Origin of the sequence: Autumnicola musiva, assembly GCF_031846585.1 — a bacterium.
GTDB classification, from domain to species: domain Bacteria; phylum Bacteroidota; class Bacteroidia; order Flavobacteriales; family Flavobacteriaceae; genus Autumnicola; species Autumnicola musiva.
On record NZ_JAVRHK010000001.1, the window covers coordinates 447,394 to 462,898 of the forward strand.

The window sequence follows — 15,505 nt, forward strand, 5'->3', positions numbered from 1 at the left end:
AGTATCATGAATAACTCAAAAACAGGTACTTTAGTGTGCAAAAGTAAGGTTCTTTTTAGAAACACAAAGATATCGCTCCCGGTTTCAGTCTGCAGGATGTTCTGTCTCAAGCTGATCGCCCGAGAAATATGACTCCAGTTCAGCTAAAGTAGCTTCTGAAGTTTGTATATCTTTTACAATCAGCCCCTTGTCCAAAACCACAATTCTCCCGCAAACTTCTGTTACGTGAATAAGATCGTGGCTGGATATTAAAACAGTAGTCCCCGAAACTTCTGAAAGCTCCTTCAGAATCTTCTTTAAACGAATTTGAGTAGTGGGATCCAAATTCGCAAATGGTTCATCAAGAATTACCACTTCAGGATTACCAATAAGAGCTGCAATTATTCCTACTTTCTTCTGGTTTCCTTTGGAAAGGTCCCGTAAATATTTCTTTCTTCCAATAATTTCTCCATTAAAGAATTCTTCAAATTGCGTCACAAAATTGTCAATATCGGCTTTGTTCCGGCCGCGCAATTCCCCAACAAAATAAAAATATTCCTCGGGTGTAAGATATCCAATAAGAAAACTTTCATCAATAAAAGAGGAAGTAAAAGGTTTCCATTCTTCGCTCTGGCTTACTGTAATTTCTTTATTAAAAATGTTTCCGGAAGTTGGCTCGATGAGATCCAGAAGGAGGCTGAAAAATGTTGTTTTTCCCGCGCCGTTGTTTCCCACAAGTCCAAAATTTTGTCCTGAAGGAATTTCCAGGTGTTCTATATCCAGGACTTTTGTGCCGTTATATACTTTCGAAAGATTGGTTGCTGTTATCATTGTTTCTTAATTTAATCACCGCTTTGTTTAAATCCGCTTATCATTTGATATTTGCGCTTTTTGTACATCCTTACCAGGAACTCCAGGATTTTTTCTCTAAGAAATATTCCTGTTATTCCCAAAACGGCCAAGGCAATTAATGCTGCATCATAATTAAACCATTTATAAAAACCATAAAAGAACAATACCGGTAACGCAATAAGCGGAAGGCTAACCAGCCACTGGCTGGCTCCCATGCCCTGGTAGTTCATAAAAGGGGTTTTATCAAGGTCTATTCTTTTCTTGTTGAAGGAGCCGGCATATAATAATAATGGAATATTCACCCCAATATTGTAAAGCGCGCAAACCATGTTCAGCAGTAAAATTTTCCACCCAAAATAAACATAGGGAGTAGAAAGTATAGCCAAAACCACTACACTAAAAGTGATTAGCCCTGCTTTTGAAGCCAGGTATTGCTTAATCGGAATATTTTGTGTCATGATCATTGGATAGTAAGAAGCGTCCCAGGCAGGGATGAATTGTCCAAAATTAATCATGAAGATTCCTGTAATAAAGATTCCGACGAAAACAAAGAAAGCAGGCATTTCCTGATAAGAATCGTTTGGATAAAAGATCAGGCCATACAAGAGAAAAAAGAACGAAAGATAAATAGTGGTTTTAGGACGCTTATTTCTCCAGATCAATTTTAAATCCTGCTGAAGGAACGGGGCTATACTGCCAAACTTCCTGGTCCATACAAAGTCTTTGGTATCTGCAGTTGTCGCTTTTCCTTTTAAGCCGGCATCCAGATAGAATTTCTTTTCCAGGTTTACCTGATTCCATTTATACAGAAGAAAAAGTAAAATCACTGGTACAACCGCCAGGTACGGATGCAGCACCATATAATCCAGAATGTTTCCAAACCATTGGGTGATGCTGAAAATTTCAAAATATTCCAACCCAACCAGAACGGCCACCACCAAAACCAATGGCAAAAGTGCCTTTAAATTATCTGTAAACTTTTTCTTGATGATGAAATTTGTAAAATTCACGCAGAGGGTAAGCGCAAACATGGCCAGCATCCACGCCAGTATTTCCAATGTTGGATAATCTCCCTCCACGATACAAAATATTCCGAAGGGAATAATTAGAAACAGCGGTAGTACATTATAAAAAGAATATAATGATTTAGCGAGCACAAAGTTTACCACTTTCCGCTTCTTAAGGGGAAGAATAAGCAATGGTTTTATATTGGTGACCGGAAGGGTTTGAAGAAAAAAGCGGTAAAGAAATTCCAGCCCAAGCCACAGCAGCACAAACTTATTTACCACCTCCAGCGGATCCTGTTCAGGATAAAATTTTTGAATACCCGGGTAAAGTGCTATTCCAAATACCAGAAAAATGGCTGCAAAATAAAGCGCCAGGAAGATCAGCAAAATACGGAGTCCCAGGCTTTTTCCAAAACTGGCAGACCTGAAGAAAGATTTCCATTCAAGAGATAAGAAGAGCCTAAACATAATTTGGTTAGTGTTTAATCTACAAGTAGCGAAATTTAGCGATTTGTTACACTTTTAAAATGCTCATACTTTGTATTTTTGCAAACAAATTATTTTTTGATGAGTAAATTTTATCCTCTAAAAGTAAAAGAAGTTATTCGTGAGACCCCCCGGGCGGTTAGTATATCTTTTGAAATCCCACAGGATTTAAAGGAGGAATTCAGCTTTAATGCAGGGCAGTATATCACCATTAAAACTTCTGTAGAAAATGAAGAACTGAGAAGGGCCTATTCTCTTTGTTCCGCACCAGGCAGTGGGGAATTTATGGTAACTGTTAAAGAAGTTGAAGGTGGAAAATTCTCGGCAATTGCGAATAATAAATTACAGGCCGGAGATGTACTGGACGTGCACCCGCCGGAAGGGAAGTTTGTTTTAACTCCTGAAAAAGGTATAAATAATTATGCAGCTTTTGCGGCAGGCAGCGGGATTACTCCGGTACTTTCCATAATAAAAACGGTTTTAAATGAAGAGTCAGAAAGTCGTTTTGTGCTAACTTACGGGAATAAATCTCCTGAAGACACTATTTTCTTCAAAGAACTTCTGGAGCTTCAGGTAGAACATCCTGAACGGCTTTTTATTGAATTTGTGTATAGCCGCTCAAGAGAAGAAAATGCCCATTTTGGAAGAATTGAAAAAAGCACCGTTAATTATGTACTGAAAAACCGGTTTAAAGACCATTCCTTTAAATCTTATTTTCTGTGCGGTCCTGAAGAAATGATCAACCAGGTTACTGAAATCCTGAAGGAAAACGGTGTGCCTGATGAAAAAGTTTTATTTGAATTGTTCTCCAGCAAAGATACAGGGGAGGTAGAAGCCGATCTTGAAGGGCAAACACAGCTTACGGTTTTTGTTGATGATGAAGAAACTACCTTTACCATGGAGCAGGCGCATACAGTGCTTGATGCTGCATTGGAAAATGATCTTGACGTTCCTTATTCCTGCCAGGGCGGGATTTGCAGCAGCTGTATTGCACGGGTAACTGAAGGCAGTGCCAAAATGAGGAAAAATCAAATTCTTACCGATGATGAACTGGAAGAAGGATTAATCCTTACCTGCCAGGCACAACCCACAACTCCCACCTTAAAAGTGGATTATGACGATGTTTAGCCTGAAACCATAAAATCGACAAATACCAAGGTAAGATTGCCGCGCTTCGTTACACTCCGCCCGCCAAAATAAGTAGCATTAATTTTATTCAGGGGTTATATGAGATAATGGACTAAGAAAGTACCTCGACCAGTTTTCTTACTATACTCTCAGGACTTATACTGCGCATTACATTTTCATAAGCTTCGGGAACAGTTTTGCCGTAAATAGAAGTTGGTATTAGCGGGTATTTTTCCAAATCTGGCACAATAGAATTTTCCACAGGCTGATTGAAAGGCACAAATCCCGCGTATGGATGTGTTAAACCCCAAATGCTAATTACCGGCACCTCATACATTGCTGCCATGTGGCCATTCCCGCTATCCATAGACAGCATAGCATCCAGGTTTGATATTAGTGCGAGTTCTTCTTTAAAAGAAAATTTTCCCGCTACGGAATGAACACCCGGAAATTTTTGCTCCCATTCCTGTAATTTTGGAAGTTCTGAAGCGCCTCCTCCAAAAAGAAATATTTTGATATTTGCCTTTTTTTGAAGCTGACTTAGAACTTCTTCCATTAAATCTGAAGGGTAACTTTTGGAAGCATGTTGCGCAAAAGGAGCTATCCCCAGCCATTTTTTATCATGGATTCCGGTAAAGGATTTTATTTCTTCAGAAAGCAGCAGAGGTTGCCTAAATTCATGATTTTTGAGGTTAACAGGATAACCTAAAGCTTCAAAAACATCGGCGTATCGTTGGTGAGTGGATTTAAGCTGACGAAAAATTTTGTTTTCCGTCCGGGTAAGGGCTTTTTTATCACTCCGGCCCTTATCAATTTGCTTTACAGGAATTCCGAAGAGGTAAAAAACAGAGTTTAAAACATTGCTGCGAAGCACGTCGTGCAGATCGGCAACCATATCAATTTCCTCATCACGCAGTTCTTTTGCCAGCCTGCCCAGGCCAATTACTCCGCTATGAACACCGTTTACATCAGCTTCATAAACAGAAACATTAGGAATTCCGTCAAACATGGGCTCAAAAAAACCCCGGGTTAAAATGGTAATTTTTAACTGTGGATGCGTTTTGACCAAAGTGCGAATTACAGGAACCGCCATGGCCACATCTCCCATAGCCGATAACCGGATAACCAGGATATGCGGGGATTTTACCTGCAGATCACTTCCTTTATTTACCGACGCCCGCTTCATAATTTCCGGATTTTAATTTCTCCCGATTTATTTTTTCCGTAGAACAGGATTTAGCTCTTCATCATTATACATTTTCATTTGCTTATACACTTTCATGTATTTATCACCGTTGGCTATATCTTCAAGTAACTGGTTTATTGCTGAAGATAGATCTACCCGCTGCTCGAGAAGAACATCCAGTTTGCCCCTGCACTTCATCATATGTTCCTGGGTGGCATCCTTCCGGTTAGCTTCCTCTTGCATATGAAAAATTTTAAGTGCCAGAATAGAAAGGCGGTCTATAGCCCAGGCAGGACTTTCAGAATTAATAGTAGCATTGGCCTTAGGCTCCACATCTTTAAAAGCTTCCAGAAAATAACTGTCAATAAATTCCACAGTATCAGTCCTGTCCTGGTTGGAAGCATCTATTTTCCTTTTAAGTTGAAGTGCTTCGGAAGGATTAATATTGGTATCGCGAATAATATCCTCATAATGCCATTGTACTGTATCTATCCAGCATTTGCGGTAAAGAAGGTGTTCAATTAAATCCTCCTTCCGGTCATAAGGATTTTCAAAAGGCTGGTCTACAGTATCTTTTTCATGATATTTTTCAATCACTTCCTGGAAAATTTTATTGGCTTTATCTGAAAACATTTAGATTTTGAATTTACTATTTCACTTATTTGCTAAGCCGCAAAGGTATTATAATATTACAAGAGTTACACTTATCACCTGCTTACAAAGCAGTTTTTCATCGTAAAACTTAATCCAAAAAAGGAACCGCCAGGGGCATCAGAATGAGCAAAACAAGCAGGACTTCTTTAAAAATCCGGTCTTTTCTACTATCAAAGTAATTAGAAGCAATAATACTAAGAGGAACAAAAAAGAAGATAAATTCACTGCCATCTTTTTGATGAGAAAGTACAGCCACACAAATAGCCACGGCCATACTAAAAAGCACCAGATTTAAAACAGGTCGCCTGGTAATACTGGCTTGCTGGACTACAGATAAATAAGAAATAAGCGTCCAAAGGAAGAGTGCCAGAATAATACTTGAAGGAACAAGGAGCGCCAGCTCCTGATAATGGCTAAAATTAAGATTTACAGGCTGAAACCAATCTGAAAAGGTGTATAAGTTGTCATATACCAGCAGGTGCAAACATTCTGTCAATGAAAGTACAGCCAAAAAAGCAATTATTGGAATTAGCAGATTTTTTACATAAGAAGCATAAAATATTATTCCCACAAATACAACTGCCAAAAACAGGATACACCAGAAATAGTAGAGCGAAGCTATACAAATCCAGAAGGTGGCATCAAAAATCTTTTGTTGTACAACTTTTCTCGACTTTAGGCTTATAATTCTTCTGAAGGCCAGCAGAACGAATAAATTAGCAATAATAGCCTGGTCATTTTGAAGCAACGCAAAGAAGGAACTGCTGAAAATTGCAAAAAGAAGAATCTTATATGCGCTTCTTTTAGTGAGTTCATTTTTTTTGGCGATAAAATTGAGCACTAATACACTCAGGACAAAACATAATAACACGGCCAGTTTTTCAAAAAATGGCAGCAGTTGAAAGCCTGAAAACCATTCCTGAAAGTTGGCTAAAACAAAAAATGTTGTCATAAAAATCACAACTGCAATAATATTTACGGGAGTTGATTTACCAAAAAAGCTTGTTAGCATTGCCGTTTTTATTATTTTTGTACTTTTAAAATCAAAGTTATGATGATAAGAGACTTGTTTGAAGGAATCGAAAGCCTGTTTGTTGATATTCTTTTTGCGCCACTGGACTTTTTACGTGACCTGGAACTGGATTCCTGGTTCCTTGCCAATCTCCTCAACTTTATTTTCGTAATTGTTGGTTTTGCCGCTTTCCTTTACTGGATGAAGCAGTTAAAAACCTACAATGACAATAATGAAGAGAACAGAGACCCGAAAGCACATTCGTTCTTAGGATAGATCAAATCCTAAGTCTTTTCTATAATACATCTTATCAAAATGTAGTTGCTCTGCATTTTGGTAAGATTTTTTTAGTGCATTTTTGTAATCCTCATCCAGGGAAGTAATGGCTATTACACGGCCACCGCTGGTTAATGTTGTACCATTTTCATTCTTTGTCCCGGCATGGAACACCAGGGAATCTTCTACTTTTTCCAGCCCATTGATTTCTTTCCCTTTTTCATAAGCTTCAGGATAACCACCGGAAACAAGCATTACCGTAGCCGCTGCCCTGGAATCAATTTCTAAATTTACTTCATCCAGCCTGGATTCATACGTCTTTTCAAGAACCTCCACCAGGTCCGACTTTATTCTTGGCAACACCACTTCTGTTTCAGGATCGCCCATTCTCACATTATATTCAATAACATAAGGCTCATTTTCAACTTTAATAAGTCCTATAAAAATAAATCCCTTGTAATTAATATCCTCTTCCTTAAGACCATTTACGGTAGGTTTAACGATACGATCTTCCACCTTCTGCATAAATTCCGCATCTGCAAAAGGAACCGGGGAAATGGCACCCATACCACCCGTGTTTAAACCTGTGTCTCCTTCACCAATACGTTTATAATCTTTGGCGGTAGGCAAAATTTTATAATTTTTACCATCAGTTAAAACAAAAACGCTTAATTCAATCCCGTCCAGAAATTCTTCAATGACCACTTTTTTACTGGCCGCACCAAATTTGTTGCCGGAGAGCATTTTTTCAAGTTCTGCTTTGGCCTCATTCAGGCTATTTAGGATAAGTACTCCCTTTCCTGCGGCAAGCCCGTCTGCTTTTAAAACATAAGGTGCATCTAAAGTTTCAAGAAAATTTTTTCCGGCTTCCAGACTCTCTTCAGTAAAACTTTCATAAGCAGCGGTTGGAATTTTATACATCAGCATAAATTCCTTTGCCCGTTCTTTGCTCCCTTCCAGCAAAGCCCCACGTTTTGAAGGGCCAATAAGTTTTATATCATTAAGTTGTTTATCCTGTGCAAAAAAGTCTGCAATCCCTTCAACCAGAGGGTCTTCCGGACCTACCACCAGCATTTCAATTTCTTTCTCCAGTACAAATTTTTTAATCGCTTCAAAATCGGTAACTTTCATAGCTACGTTTTCAGCAATTTTTCCCGTACCAGCATTGCCCGGCGCAACAAATAATTCATCACATTTAGGGCTTTTTGAAATCATATGAGCAAAAGTATGTTCACGGCCACCGGCACCTAGAATTAAAATTTTCATCTGGAAATATTTTAGTTATGGAGTCAAAAATAATTGTTTGTAAATTGAAGCACCAACAATTTCACATAAAAAAGAAAATTAAGATTGGAATGGTTCAGGCTTTCTTTGCAGCTTAACAATTTTCCCATTAACCGGGCTGAAAAATTGTTACGCCAAATCCAGGATATTCCTGAGAATAAGTATCAGGAATATCTTGATGGCAGGCTCGATTCCATTTTCAAATTTCATTTGGAAAATAATCCTTTTTACGGCAGGTTTTGTAGAACCGGAAATTGTGAAAAATGGAGCGATGTGCCGGTAATGAAAAAAGCAGATCTTCAGCAGCCACTCAAAAACAGGTTAACCAAAGGTTTTAACAACCGCAAAAAAACTTATGTGGGGAAAACCTCAGGAAGCAGCGGCCAGCCTTTTATTTTTGCCAAAGACCGGTTTGCACACGCACTTACCTGGGCCGGGTTTAACAACCGTTATCAATGGCACGGCATAAATTTGAATAAATCTTTACAGGCCAGGTTTTACGGGATTCCGCTGGATTTCTACGGAAATTTTCAGGAGCGCGTGAAAGACCGTATCAGTTTAAGGCGCCGTTTTAATATTTTTGACCTCAGCGACAAAAAAATGGAGCATTTCCTTAAGCGTTTTGAAGGCTCACCTTTTGAATATATTAATGGCTACACCAGCGCTATCCTGATGTTTGCCAAATTTCTGCGGAACAAAAATGTAATCCTGAAAGATATATGTCCCTCTTTAAAGAGCTGTATTGTTACTTCTGAAAGGTTGTTTGAAAACGATAAAATTTTAATGGAACATGCTTTGGGCGTGCCTGTGATAAATGAATATGGAGCCAGTGAGGTTGGCCTGATAGCTTTTGAAAGTTCTCAAAACGAGTGGATCCTGAATTCTGAAGACCTTTATGTGGAAATCCTGGATGAGGAAAACAACATTCTTCCGGCCGGACAGGAGGGACGGGTGGTGGTAACTTCGCTTTACAATAAGGCACATCCCATAATTCGGTATGATATAGGCGACACCGGAATTTTTTCTAAAGAAGGGAATTTGAAGCGGCCAAAACTGCAAAAACTTATAGGGCGAACTAATGATCTTGCACATTTAGCCGATGGAAAAGTGGTACCGGGCCTGACATTTTATTATGTTACCAAAACAATTATAGCCGACAGCGGGAGCATAAAAGAATTTATAATTATTCAAAAAGCCCTGGATACCTTTAAAATTGAATATGTGAGCGACCGCGAATTTACTGAAGAACAGGTACAAAAGATTCTTGCTGCAATTCAAAAATATGTAGGTAAAAATCTCAACGTCAGTTTTGAAAGAAAAACACTGCTCATACGCAGTAAAAGCGGAAAACTTAAACAATTCACCTCCCTTATTTAATCCGCTTTATTTGCCGGTTCTTAATCATAAATTGTTCACGCAGGAACACCACCATAGATTTAAGGCTTTTCCAGAGCCCAAAATCAAGCACTTTATGATAAATATTAAAGTTATAGGCCAGCATTTCCAGTTTATTTCCTGAAATGCTGTTTCTCCTTATCCTGTATAATGCCAGCGGTTCCTGTATTCCTTTTGCTATCCCGGCCCTTCTTACCGCTTCCAGCCATAATGCCCAATCCTGCCTTTTACGGATTTCAGGAGTGTAAATTTTACCAATTTTCGAAACATTATAAACCCCTGTAAGGTTTCCGATGTAATTTGCTTTTAGCAGTTTTTGAAAGGTAAGGTATGGTAAGGCTTCAACGATCTCTTTTTTTTGACCATTTTCATAGATACGTTTATAACTGGAAAAGCAAACACTAACATTGTTATTAATCATAAAATTCAGCTGTTTTTCCAGCTTATCTGGCTTCCACAGGTCATCTGCATCTAAAAAAGAAATAAAGTCGCCCTCAGCGGCCTTAATTCCCCTATTCCGACTATAGCCTGCTCCTCTGTTCTCCTTATTTTTTATTATTCTAATCCTGCAATCTGCCCGGGCAAGGTTTTCAATTTGTGACAGGGTGAAATCTTTGGAATTATCATCAATTACAAAAAGTTCCCATTTGGTGTAGGTTTGTTCCTGTACAGATGCAATGGCTTCAGTAATAAATTCTGCCGCATTGTAGGCGGGCATAATGACAGAAACCAATACGGAATGTTTCATAAATTTTCTTTCTCCCGTTTGGACGCTATTTCCAAATCATAAAGGCCTTTTAAACTCTCCTTCCAGTGCGGCATTTCATAATTAAGATTATTCCTTAACTTGGTTTTATCCAGCACACTATACGCTGGTCTTTCTGCCACGGTTTTATAATCATTGCTTTTTTCAAGTTTTACAGCTTCAGTATTTCCTGAAATTTTTAAAATTTCTTCCGCAAAATCATACCACGTAGCTTCGCCTTTATTGCTGAAATGATAAACTCCAACCTCATCATTTTCCGAAGCGATTAATTTCATAACAAGCTTTGCCAGGTCATTGGCATTGGTTGGAGTTCCTTTTTGAGCGGTGGTGATTTTAAGATGTGCCCCTTCTTTTGCCTTGTTGAGAATAGTACGGAAAAAATTATGGCCAAATTCTGAATACAGCCAGGAAGTTCTGAAAATAAAATATTTATCGGCTACATTCCTTATATTTTCTTCTCCTTTCAATTTTGAAGCCCCGTAGTTATTTATAGGGTCTGTTTTGTCCTTTTCAGAATAGGGCGAATTTGCCTTTCCGTTAAAAACATAATCTGTGGAAAAATGAAAAAACATTGTTCCTGAAGCCTGACAAATTTCTGCCAGATTCTTCACCGCTTCAGCATTTACCTGAAAAGCTTTCTGTTGTTCAGATTCAGCTTTTTCAACATTGGTATAAGCGGCGCAATTAATACAAAAATCAAAATATTTTGCTCCAAAAAGCTGGTGAAGTTCACATTTCTTGGTAATATCAACTTCTGAAGAAGTAGTGAAAAAAAAGTCAAATTGTGGATAATCAGAAGATAATTTTTCAAAACATCTCCCTAACTGTCCTGAAGCCCCGGTGACAAGAATTGTTTTCATGCAAAAAGTTTTTGAAAAGTTGGCTGTTGTAAATCTTTATCGGAAATAATCATTTCTTCTTCAGGAAATTCCCAGTCAATAGCTAAATCGGGATCATTATAAATAATTCCCGATTCTGCTTCCGGATTATAGTACCTGTCACATTTATAAGCAAAGACCGAAGTTTCCGATAATGTCAAAAACCCATGGCCAAACCCTCTTGGAACATAAAGCTGACAGAGATTTTTATCATCCAGAACTGCTTTATATTTATGTTTAAAAGTAGGCGAACCGGGACGTAGATCTACCACCACATCAATCACTTTACCGTAGATAACGCGCACAATCTTGGCCTGGGCGAATTTGCCGGTCTGGAAATGAAGGCCTCTTAAAACGCCCCGCCCGGAAACTGACTGATTATCCTGAACAAATTCATCTTTTACACCGGTAATTTCAGCAAAAGTTTTCCGATTATAACTCTCCAGAAAGATTCCCCGCTTATCTTCAAAAACAGAGGGCTTTAAAAGGTAACAGTCTTTTAAGGGTGTTTCTTCTGCCTGCATAAAAATGGTTTATGAATTAAAAATTTGTTCCAGGATCTTTTCTGTAATGAGGTAAGTTGGTTTTACTCCCGTGGTACCCAATCCACCTGAAGCCAGTGTACTACCTGTTTCTAAAGGATTATCTGAGGCGTAATAGGCATATCTCACCTTTACATCTTCGTCTATATTACCGCGTAACTTTGCTGCTGCCTGTATCGCTTTTTGATAATGCGCCCCTTCCATCTCCAGCCCACTCACATTCCAAGTGGAATCATGAAAAAATCTTAGAATATCCTTATTCTGAAGAGACGTTCCCAATACTGTGATCATACTGCCGTCTACAACACTAATTCCATTTCCTTCAAGGTCTTCTTTGGAAAGTTCATTTTTAAAAGGATAATTATCTGCCGTACCTTCAAAAAGATGTGCCGTAGGAATCATAATATCACCTTTGGCGCCTTCCAGAATTCCTGCTTTTCCCATTATAGAAATGGATTTCACATTCATTTGAATCTCATTTTCTTCAAAATTGTAAGGCTTTAAAAGCTCATCCATAGTTTCATATGCCTGTTCTCCAAAAGCATAATCCATTACCAAAATTACCGGTTTTTCATCTTCAGGTTTTTCAGCAAAACCTTCTATTTTGTAACCATTTTCAATTTTGGCAGTGTCAAACACCTGAACGTCTATATTTGTACCGCTTTCATCTTCAATAAACTTCATGCCTTTGCTAAGTGCAACCTTGGCTACTTTAGTTCTTAATGCTCCATTGCCACTGTCACTCAAATCTTCATAAATCCCCAGCGCCGATTTCTTTTTCATTTCAGCTTTCAGGGCAACCGGTGTGTACAATGTATTCATCACGCTGTGCATATTGGCACTGATAATATGGATTGGCCGGTGAGTAAGATTTTCGCTAAGCAAATATTGCTTTATTTTATCTGCCCATATTTCCCCGTGAATATGCTGGCCAAGGCGTTCCCGAAGCACCTGGCTAAAGGTGATAATGCGTTTGTTGTTTTCAACTATTTCAGAAATGGCAAGTTTTCCAAGCCAGTAAATAAGGCTTAAAAAGCGCTCCTGATTTTCAGGAATGGTAAATTTTGGATAAATACCGGTCACCTCATTAAAAGTCCTTCCAAGAATATTGGCTGTATGAGTGAGCGCAACTTCTCTTTCGGCCTGAGTTAATTCCTCTTTTTGAAGAACAGCTTTTTCCAGTTTTTGCCAGTCGCGAGTCACATTACCTTCCTCATCAATTACCACGCGCCGCATGATTTTGTGCGATTCGATAAATAAAAAAGTAAGGTGGGTTAAAATATCATAAATTTCAGAACGCCCGCGGGTGATTTCAATGTTCATTTGCTCCTCATCAATCCGGTAGCAGTTCCTTCGTCTTTTGGGCGGAATAATTGGCTTAAAGTGGGAATTACCGTAGCCTTCGTCACTGGTAAGATTTATAAAACGACATTCTTCAATTCCCTTTGGAAGGCGGTCTATCACATATAGGAGTCCGCTTAATTCGGCCTTATCATCGGCCACAGAACCATAAATTTCGGGGCGCAAGATAAGCAGGGCTTCCCTTAAAGTTTCTCCGGAAACCCCCATAGGTTTATAAAAGCCGCGGTTAAAAAGATGGCGCATGGTTATATACATGCGCTCAATGGCACTGGAACTTTCCTGCGCCCGGGTGCGGCCCTGTATTTTTAAATTAGGCATATTGGTCAATTAATTTTTAATCAGTTTTTGCAGTTTACCGGCAATACTTCTGTCGTTAGAGAGACGCGGAAGTTTATTCTGCCCGCCAAGTTTTCCTTCAGATTTCATGTATTGCTGAAACTTCTCCTGCGGAACTTTGGTGATCTTCAAAGGTTGAAGAATTTTTCCTTCAATCAAATCAAAATAATAAGAATTTTGTTTTTGCATGGCTTTATCCAGAATAGTGATAAAGGACTGCATGTCCTGTGGCTCTTTTTCAAATTCTATGAACCACTCATGATAAGGAAGCTGTTCTCCTTCAGGATTTATTTGCGGGGCAACTGTAAATTCACTTATTCGGGTTCCGGTTTGAAGTAAGGCTTCCTGCATGGCTTCTTCCACCTCTTTTGCAATCACGTGCTCACCAAATGCTGAAATATAATGTTTAATTCTACCGCTCACTATCACCCTGTAAGGTTTTAATGAAGTAAACTGAATAGTGTCACCTACATTATATGCCCAGAGGCCGGCGGTTGTTGAGACGATCATTACATAATTTATTCCCTTCTTGACTTCGCCAATAGTAAGGCGGGCAGGGTTCTCATCAAAAAACTCATCGGCTTTTATAAATTCGTAGAACATACCGGAATTAATCTGCAGCAACATGCCTTTTTCCTTCTGCTTGTCCTGAAAGGCAAAAAAGCCTTCGGATGCAGGGAAAAGTTCTATGCTGTCTACTTTTCTGCCAATAAGGTTTTCAAATTTTGCGCGGTAGGGTTCAAAATTCACTCCGCCGTAAATAAACAGGTTAAAATTTGGAAAAAGATCACCTACTTTTTTCCCTGTTTTCTTCTGCAGGCGTTCAAAATACATTTGCACCCAGGAAGGAATCCCGCTAATCACGGTCATACTTTCATTTCGGGTTTCCTCTATAATAGCGTCCACTTTGGTTTCCCAATCTTCAATGCAATTGGTTTCCCAACTGGGCAGCCGGTTTTTCTGAAGATAACCGGGTACATAATGAGCAACAATGCCCGAAAGCCGGCCAAGTTTTACCCCTTTCTTTTCCTCCATTTCGGGGCTGCCCTGTAAAAAAATCATTTTTCCGTCTACAAAGGAAGCGTTTCCGGTTTCTGCGATGTAACATAAAATAGCATTCCGGGCAGCTTCAATATGCGTTGGCATGGAGTCTTTTGTAATGGGGATATATTTGGCGCCACTTGTGGTACCGCTGGTTTTAGCATAATACAAGGGCCTGCCCGGCCAAAGTACACTTTCTTCCCCGGCCAGCATCCTTTCTACATAGGGTTTTAATTCTTCATAATCCCGTACCGGAACATTATCGGCAAATTCACTGTAGGTCTTAATCCTGGGGAAATTATGATCTCTTCCAAAAGAGGTGTATTTTCCTTTGGCAATAATCTGCTGAAAAACCTTCATTTGAGTGTCTTCAGGATTGGAAGACCATTTCCTGATTTTACGCTGAATTTGTTTGGCAAATACTTTTGCTCCAAGAGATTTTAACGACATAATTTAATTGAAATCTATATATTCTGTAGGATCCACGGGGGTTCCTTCATTCCAAAGTTCAAAATGTAAATGCGGGCCGGTGGTAAACTCACCTGTAGAACCGGCAGTTGCAATCACCTCTCCTGCTCTAACCACATCTCCCTGTTCTTTAGTAAGAGATGCATTGTGCTTATATACGGAAAGAAGATCGTAACCATGTTTTACAATTATCACATAACCTGTTTCAGCGGTCCATTCTGAAAAAATTACGCGCCCATCTGCTACTGATTTGATAGGAGAATTTTTTGCGACCACCACATCTACGGCAAAATGCCTGTCTTCAGCATTAAATCCTTCTGAAATTGATCCTTTTACAGGAGGTATCAATGAAAAATTGATATTTTCAGTAGCACTGGGCAAGATATTGTATTTATCTTCCTGGGCCACTTCTTCCCTCAACAGCGAATCTGCACGGGAGGGAGTGACTTCCTCAAAATATTCATCATATTCGGAAGGTGGCAAAACAGAATCCCGGTTAAGAGTATTGGTTTCCAGATCTCCGGTTAAAACGCCTTTTATAGAACCAAGGTACTGGTTGTTCAGTTTTATTATATTCTGAAGGGAATCTGAAGTGTAGGCTAGATTGGCTGCTTTCTCCTTAAGCTCTGCCGATGAATATCCCGGAATGTATTCTTTTAACGGAGTAAATGCTATGATGTAAGTGGTGGCAGCAATTAATAAAATAGCACTTAGCGTGATGGTTACAAATACATTTAGCTTTGTTAGCTTGAAAGAAAGCTTTTCTTCAAAGGTGTCTTCATTAAGAATTACCAGCCTGTATTTATGTAAAAGCTTCCGCGCGAATTTATTTTTGTTCTTATCTGCCATTTTT

Annotated in this window: 15 protein-coding genes; 3 read left to right on the top strand and 12 right to left on the bottom strand. The window is 39.0% G+C overall.

Annotated features, from left to right (window positions below; genetic code table 11):
- Positions 1 to 84: 84 nt before the first annotated feature.
- Together RM539_RS01960 and RM539_RS01965 are read right to left on the bottom strand one after the other, a co-directional pair.
- Positions 85 to 810 (bottom strand): ABC transporter ATP-binding protein, encoded by a 726-nt coding sequence (locus tag RM539_RS01960; protein ID WP_311501813.1) that lies wholly within the window; start codon positions 808 to 810, stop codon positions 85 to 87.
- An 11-nt stretch (positions 811 to 821) separates the two neighbouring features.
- On the bottom strand, positions 822 to 2,306 hold the full coding sequence (locus tag RM539_RS01965) for a DUF5687 family protein (protein WP_311501814.1): 1,485 nt from the start codon (positions 2,304 to 2,306) through the stop codon (positions 822 to 824).
- Positions 2,307 to 2,405: 99 nt separating this feature from the next.
- Here RM539_RS01965 and RM539_RS01970 point away from each other — a divergent pair, with 99 nt between their 5' ends.
- On the top strand, positions 2,406 to 3,452 hold the full coding sequence (locus RM539_RS01970; protein WP_311501815.1) for a 2Fe-2S iron-sulfur cluster-binding protein: 1,047 nt from the start codon (positions 2,406 to 2,408) through the stop codon (positions 3,450 to 3,452).
- Between the two features lie 112 nt (positions 3,453 to 3,564).
- Here RM539_RS01970 and RM539_RS01975 read toward each other — a convergent pair whose 3' ends face one another.
- The 3 genes from RM539_RS01975 to RM539_RS01985 form a co-directional block, all read right to left on the bottom strand.
- Positions 3,565 to 4,638, bottom strand: coding sequence for a glycosyltransferase family 9 protein (locus tag RM539_RS01975; protein ID WP_311501816.1), 1,074 nt, complete (start codon positions 4,636 to 4,638; stop codon positions 3,565 to 3,567).
- Between the two features lie 27 nt (positions 4,639 to 4,665).
- On the bottom strand, positions 4,666 to 5,271 hold the full coding sequence (locus RM539_RS01980; RefSeq protein WP_311501817.1) for a DUF4254 domain-containing protein: 606 nt from the start codon (positions 5,269 to 5,271) through the stop codon (positions 4,666 to 4,668).
- Positions 5,272 to 5,380: 109 nt separating this feature from the next.
- A complete protein-coding gene (locus RM539_RS01985) occupies positions 5,381 to 6,304 on the bottom strand; it encodes a DUF6427 family protein (protein WP_311501818.1) in 924 nt (307 codons plus the stop codon).
- Positions 6,305 to 6,349: 45 nt separating this feature from the next.
- On the opposite strand from RM539_RS01985, the gene RM539_RS01990 reads away from it, so the two are divergent.
- Positions 6,350 to 6,580 (top strand): DUF6341 family protein, encoded by a 231-nt coding sequence (locus RM539_RS01990; protein ID WP_311501886.1) that lies wholly within the window; start codon positions 6,350 to 6,352, stop codon positions 6,578 to 6,580.
- On the opposite strand, the gene purD is transcribed toward RM539_RS01990, so the two are convergent.
- On the bottom strand, positions 6,572 to 7,846 hold the full coding sequence (purD, locus tag RM539_RS01995; protein ID WP_311501819.1) for a phosphoribosylamine--glycine ligase: 1,275 nt from the start codon (positions 7,844 to 7,846) through the stop codon (positions 6,572 to 6,574). The two genes, RM539_RS01990 and purD, sit on opposite strands and share 9 nt — an antisense overlap.
- Before the next feature lie 84 nt (positions 7,847 to 7,930).
- Here purD and RM539_RS02000 point away from each other — a divergent pair, with 84 nt between their 5' ends.
- Positions 7,931 to 9,241 (top strand): phenylacetate--CoA ligase family protein, encoded by a 1,311-nt coding sequence (locus RM539_RS02000; protein WP_311501820.1) that lies wholly within the window; start codon positions 7,931 to 7,933, stop codon positions 9,239 to 9,241.
- On the opposite strand, the gene RM539_RS02005 is transcribed toward RM539_RS02000, so the two are convergent.
- Genes RM539_RS02005 through RM539_RS02030 form a run of 6 tightly spaced genes read right to left on the bottom strand, consistent with a single transcriptional unit; the run spans position 9,234 to position 15,501 of the window.
- Positions 9,234 to 10,007 carry a glycosyltransferase family 2 protein gene (locus RM539_RS02005; protein WP_311501821.1) on the bottom strand — a complete coding sequence of 258 codons (774 nt, stop codon included), beginning with the start codon at positions 10,005 to 10,007 and terminating at the stop codon, positions 9,234 to 9,236. The two genes, RM539_RS02000 and RM539_RS02005, sit on opposite strands and share 8 nt — an antisense overlap.
- The gene (gene rfbD, locus RM539_RS02010; RefSeq protein WP_311501822.1) at positions 10,004 to 10,885 is read right to left on the bottom strand and encodes a dTDP-4-dehydrorhamnose reductase; all 882 of its coding nucleotides are present in this window, start codon (positions 10,883 to 10,885) and stop codon (positions 10,004 to 10,006) included. The genes RM539_RS02005 and rfbD overlap by 4 nt, the downstream gene beginning before the upstream one ends.
- Positions 10,882 to 11,427: a dTDP-4-dehydrorhamnose 3,5-epimerase gene (gene rfbC, locus RM539_RS02015; RefSeq protein ID WP_311501823.1), complete on the bottom strand. Its 546-nt coding sequence runs from the start codon at positions 11,425 to 11,427 to the stop codon at positions 10,882 to 10,884. Before rfbC ends, rfbD begins: the two co-directional genes overlap by 4 nt.
- Positions 11,428 to 11,436: 9 nt before the next feature.
- The gene (locus tag RM539_RS02020; RefSeq protein ID WP_311501824.1) at positions 11,437 to 13,125 is read right to left on the bottom strand and encodes a DUF6909 family protein; all 1,689 of its coding nucleotides are present in this window, start codon (positions 13,123 to 13,125) and stop codon (positions 11,437 to 11,439) included.
- Positions 13,126 to 13,134: 9 nt separating this feature from the next.
- Positions 13,135 to 14,634, bottom strand: coding sequence for a GH3 auxin-responsive promoter family protein (locus RM539_RS02025; protein WP_311501825.1), 1,500 nt, complete (start codon positions 14,632 to 14,634; stop codon positions 13,135 to 13,137).
- Positions 14,635 to 14,637: 3 nt separating this feature from the next.
- Positions 14,638 to 15,501: a murein hydrolase activator EnvC family protein gene (locus RM539_RS02030; protein WP_311501826.1), complete on the bottom strand. Its 864-nt coding sequence runs from the start codon at positions 15,499 to 15,501 to the stop codon at positions 14,638 to 14,640.
- Positions 15,502 to 15,505 lie beyond the last annotated feature (4 nt).

Excerpts from the sequence above, each read along its gene's own strand:
- RM539_RS02005 (WP_311501821.1), bottom strand. The coding sequence starts at position 10,007 with ATGAAACATTCCGTATTGGTTTCTGTCATTATGCCCGCCTACAATGCG.
- rfbC (WP_311501823.1), bottom strand. The coding sequence starts at position 11,427 with ATGCAGGCAGAAGAAACACCCTTAAAAGACTGTTACCTTTTAAAGCCC.
- RM539_RS01975 (WP_311501816.1), bottom strand. The coding sequence starts at position 4,638 with ATGAAGCGGGCGTCGGTAAATAAAGGAAGTGATCTGCAGGTAAAATCC.
- RM539_RS01960 (WP_311501813.1), bottom strand. The coding sequence starts at position 810 with ATGATAACAGCAACCAATCTTTCGAAAGTATATAACGGCACAAAAGTC.
- RM539_RS02025 (WP_311501825.1), bottom strand. The coding sequence starts at position 14,634 with ATGTCGTTAAAATCTCTTGGAGCAAAAGTATTTGCCAAACAAATTCAG.
- purD (WP_311501819.1), bottom strand. The coding sequence starts at position 7,846 with ATGAAAATTTTAATTCTAGGTGCCGGTGGCCGTGAACATACTTTTGCT.
- RM539_RS02030 (WP_311501826.1), bottom strand. The coding sequence starts at position 15,501 with ATGGCAGATAAGAACAAAAATAAATTCGCGCGGAAGCTTTTACATAAA.
- RM539_RS01970 (WP_311501815.1), top strand. The coding sequence starts at position 2,406 with ATGAGTAAATTTTATCCTCTAAAAGTAAAAGAAGTTATTCGTGAGACC.
- RM539_RS01965 (WP_311501814.1), bottom strand. The coding sequence starts at position 2,306 with ATGTTTAGGCTCTTCTTATCTCTTGAATGGAAATCTTTCTTCAGGTCT.
- RM539_RS01985 (WP_311501818.1), bottom strand. The coding sequence starts at position 6,304 with ATGCTAACAAGCTTTTTTGGTAAATCAACTCCCGTAAATATTATTGCA.
- rfbD (WP_311501822.1), bottom strand. The coding sequence starts at position 10,885 with ATGAAAACAATTCTTGTCACCGGGGCTTCAGGACAGTTAGGGAGATGT.
- RM539_RS01980 (WP_311501817.1), bottom strand. The coding sequence starts at position 5,271 with ATGTTTTCAGATAAAGCCAATAAAATTTTCCAGGAAGTGATTGAAAAA.
- RM539_RS02020 (WP_311501824.1), bottom strand. The coding sequence starts at position 13,125 with ATGCCTAATTTAAAAATACAGGGCCGCACCCGGGCGCAGGAAAGTTCC.